Source organism: Janthinobacterium sp. AD80, from assembly GCF_002878455.1.
Lineage (GTDB): Bacteria > Pseudomonadota > Gammaproteobacteria > Burkholderiales > Burkholderiaceae_D > Janthinobacterium.
Window position 1 is genome coordinate 1 of sequence record NZ_NRDQ01000264.1, and the last position, 3,939, is coordinate 3,939.

A 3,939-nucleotide genomic window follows, 5' to 3' on the forward strand; every position below is an offset into this window, starting at 1 on the left:
CCCTGAACCTGCGCCAGCGCCAGTCGCGCCACCGGTGGTGGAAAAACCCGCCAAGCCCGTCAAGGCCGTGCCGCCTGCCGCGCCCGTCAACAAGTCTGCCGGGCTGGAAAGCGTGATCACGGACAGCCTGTCGGAAGCGAGCCATTGCATGAGCCAGCGCAAATACGACTGCGCCATTGCCAACGCGAATGCCGTGCTGCGCATGGACACGGGCAACCGTCATGCGCTCGACATCAAGCGCAAGGCGAAAGAAGCGCAGGATAAGGCGCTGTCGCAAATCCAGATCGAGTAAGCGGCGCTGCTTGCTTCCCATTCCTATTGTGTTCCTTCCGGAGAATAACGTGAAAAACTTGAAAAAATTGGCTACTCCCATGGTGGCGATGCTGATCGTGTCATCGATGCTGGCCGGCTGCGCCACGCAAGGCACCCCTGGCGCCACCGGCACCAACGGCAACACCACGGCAGGCGCGGACGCGGCCAGCGGTGAATGCAATACGGCCATGCTGGCCGGCATCGGCGCCGTTGTCGGCGGCTTGCTGGGCGGCGGCAACAACACCGTGCGCGGCGCGGCCCTGGGCGCCAGCCTGGGCGCGCTTGCCTGCGTGGCCCTGAATTACCAGAGCCAGCAAGTCAAGACGGCGCAGCAGGTGCAAACCGACTACAAAGTGGCCAACAAGGGCAAGCTGCCCGAGCAGTCGACCCTGGTGAAATACGAGACGGGCTTCACGCCGGCGTCCGTGCGTCCGGGCCAGAAGGCGCAGACCAATTCGTATATCGAAGTGGCAGCCGGCACGCGCGATCCGAACCCGCTGGTGGAAGAGGAACTGAGCCTGTTCAAGCCCAATGGCGACCTGATCAAGACCGTGCGCAAGGTGGTCAGCAGCAACAACGGCAGCGGTGCCTACAAGGGCGGCTTCTCGATTCCCATGCCGGAAGGCGTACCGCAGGGTATTTATCCCGTGCGCACGGCCCTGTACCTGAACAACAAGCGTGTCGGCGGCCAGGACGTCAAGCTGCAAATCGTCCAGCGCGCAGCGCCTGCGGCCGAGCTGCAGCTGGCCCGCGCCTACTGACATTGATTGCCACGGGGCGACCATGCCGGTCGTCCCGTTCCCCGATTTACCCCATCCAGGCTAGACATGACCATTTCCACTGAAGCACAAAAACCTCTTCCCTTTTCCTCCGCCGTAGGATCGCTGATCGAAGCGACCGACGCCATCAAGAACTTCCGCGCCATCGCGCTGCTGGCCCTGACCTTCATAGGCGCCGTGCTCGTCGGCGGCGTGCTGACGATGCTTGCCGGCAGCATGAGCAGCGTGCTGCTGGCCTTCCTGGGCGGCCTGATGGCCTTCCTCGTGATGTTCTACGGCTCCAACGCCGTGGGCATCCTGCTGATGCGTGATGTGCAAGGCCAGCCTGGCATGAGCCTGGCCGATGCCGTGCTCGTTTCGCTGTACACGAGCCACCGCCTGATCGCGGTCGTCTTCCTGGAATTCCTCATCGTGCTGGCGGCCATGATCGCCATCGCCATTATCTTGTTCGTCTGCAAGATCCCCGTGCTCGGCCCCGTGCTGTACACGCTGGTCTTCCCGCTGTCGGCCATCGTGCTGGGCGTGCTGGTGTTTGCGCTGTTCTACGTGATGCTGCCGCTGGCCGGCCCTGCCGCCTGGTCCGGTGCCAGCGTGTTCCAGATCATTGCCCGCCTGAACCAGATCGTGCGCACCAAGCTGGTGTCCGTGATCCTGCTGGAAGTGCTGCTGTTCCTGATCACCACGTTCGTGGCGCTGCTGATCTTTGGCGTACTGGGCACGGGCGTGTCGCTGACCAGCGGCATGTCGGCTGGCATCCTCAGCATGGGCGAAATGAATATGTATGCGCTGGCCTCGGGCCTGGGCGGTTCCGGTTCCGGCTACATCATCGCTGCCGGCCTGGGCGGCGGCCTGCTGATGGCGGCCGCGGCCGTCGTGCCTGGCCTGATTTTCACCAAGGGCGTGTGCATCATTTACCTGGACGCCACGCGCAACGTCGATTTCAGCGCTTCCGAAGCGAGCCTGAACGACGGCCTGGCCACGGTCAAGAAAAAAGCCGAGGAAGCGCGTGAACGCGCGCGCGCCCTGGCCGAACAGGCTGCGGCATCGGCCACCGCGCCGGCAGCGGCACCAGCCGCACCAGCCGCACCAGCCGCCGCGCCTGCGGACAGCCTGCACTGCCCAAGCTGCAAGGCCCCGGTCGCGTCCGACGACGCGTTCTGCGGCGAATGCGCGCATAAGCTCAAGTAAGGCGAATCATGGCGCAATTCTGTAAAAAGTGCGGCACCGCCCACACGCCCGACGCGCGCTTTTGCGATGAGTGCGGCAACGCCGTGAACGCCGCAGCGGCGCCAGCACCAGCGCCAGCGCCAGCACCAGCACCGGCGCAGGTACCGATGCAAGCGCCGGCGCTGTCCGGCGTGAAGCGGCGCCACGTCATCCTCGCCGGCGGCGTGCTGGCGGTGTTCATCGTGGCTGGCGGCGCCCTGGCGTGGCTGCTGGCGCCGGAAGCGGCGTCGGCCAGCAGTTTTGGCCGCGCCATCGACGCCCACCTGGCGGCGGACGAGGCGGCGCGCGACAAGTTGATCTGCCTCACCAACTTGCCGTACCAGAAGGAAGAAATCCGCGTGGCTTCGTACGATACATCGACCCGGCAGTGGCTCGATGCGCTGGTGCGTAGCGGCCTGTACACGGGCCCCGTCGAGCAGAGCAGCGGTGGCTGGATTGCGCAGTCGCAATTTGTCTACGCGCTGGCCGCCCCCGGCAAGGCGGCCTTGCGCGGCGACAAGCTGTGCCTGGCCAAGGGAGTGAAAGTGTCCAAGGTCAGCGGCTACGAGCAGGTACGCGAAATCGGCGGTCAGCCGGTGGCGATGGCGACAGCCACGCTGGTGTTGACGGACGAGGCGGCGTGGCTGGCCAAATCGGCGGACCGCGCAGTGATCCTGCAACGCTTGCCGCAAAGCGACCTGGAAGTGCGGTTGCCGCTGGCGCTGGTCGACAAGCAATGGCAAGTCACCGACCGTGCGCAGCTGAACCAGGCGGCCATGGCCATGGCGGGCGCCATGGGCAATGCGTCCGGCGCGCAGGGACCGGGCATGCTGGACAAGCTGAAAGGCCTGTTCAGCTTTGGCGGCCACCCGCTGGTGGGCAAATGGAAGAGCGCGACGGGCGAAGTGCTGGAATTTACCAAGGACACCATGATTGACGAGCATGGCAACGCAAGTCAGGCCACCTTTGCCTCCGAGGGCAATGTGGTGACGGTCGTCTCGGAAGAGCGTGGCGGCGTGGCCATGCAGATTAGCCTGAGCAACAGCAACAATACTGCCACGCTCTTGCTCGGCGGCATGCCGATCGCGGTGCTGCAGCGCGTGCGGGACTAAACAGCTCTCCCGGTGCGGCAGCTTGCTGCCGTGCGCAGTCCCGAGCCCGGCCATGCCGGGCTTTTTTACGTCCGCCCGCCACGGCGCGCCAGTCAATTTATCTTGACATCAAGATAGTTTGCGGCCACACTGGATTTTTATCTTGATGTCGAGATAGTTTATGCCTGCTTTCGCTGTTCGCCCCGCCTGGGGCGACATCCTGCTCACGGCGCTGGCGCCCCTGATCTGGGGTTCCACGTATATCGTCACGTCCGAACTGCTGCCGCCGGACCGGCCGTTCACGGCGGCCCTGATCCGCGTGCTGCCGGCCGGCTTGCTGTTGCTGCTCCTCATGCGGCGCCTGCCCGCGCGGCGCGACTGGTGCCGCGTGCTGATCTTGTCGGCGTTAAATATCGGCGTCTTCCAGGCGCTGCTGTTCGTGGCCGCCTACCGCTTGCCGGGCGGCCTGGCGGCCGTGGTGGGCGCCATCCAGCCGCTGCTGGTGATGGGGCTGGCCTGGGGCGTGGAAGGGCGCGTCCGGCGCGCCTGGC

Annotated in this window: 4 protein-coding genes and 1 pseudogene; all 5 read left to right on the forward strand. The window is 65.3% G+C overall.

Annotated features, from left to right (window positions below; translation table 11 throughout):
• Window positions 1-292 (forward strand): annotated as a pseudogene (locus JaAD80_RS31040) (hypothetical protein); the annotation flags it as partial.
• Between the two features lie 49 nt (window positions 293-341).
• Window positions 342-1,073 carry a hypothetical protein gene (locus JaAD80_RS28305; protein ID WP_146012585.1) on the forward strand — a complete coding sequence of 244 codons (732 nt, stop codon included), beginning with the start codon at window positions 342-344 and terminating at the stop codon, window positions 1,071-1,073.
• Window positions 1,074-1,139: 66 nt separating this feature from the next.
• Window positions 1,140-2,279, forward strand: a complete 1,140-nt coding sequence (locus JaAD80_RS28310) for a zinc ribbon domain-containing protein (protein WP_102299490.1) — start codon at window positions 1,140-1,142, stop codon at window positions 2,277-2,279.
• Window positions 2,280-2,287: 8 nt separating this feature from the next.
• A complete protein-coding gene (locus JaAD80_RS28315) occupies window positions 2,288-3,409 on the forward strand; it encodes a zinc ribbon domain-containing protein (RefSeq protein ID WP_180979641.1) in 1,122 nt (373 codons plus the stop codon).
• Between the two features lie 160 nt (window positions 3,410-3,569).
• Window positions 3,570-3,939, forward strand: a 370-nt coding sequence (locus tag JaAD80_RS28320; RefSeq protein WP_180979640.1) for an EamA family transporter, incomplete at its 3' end; no start/stop codon positions are given.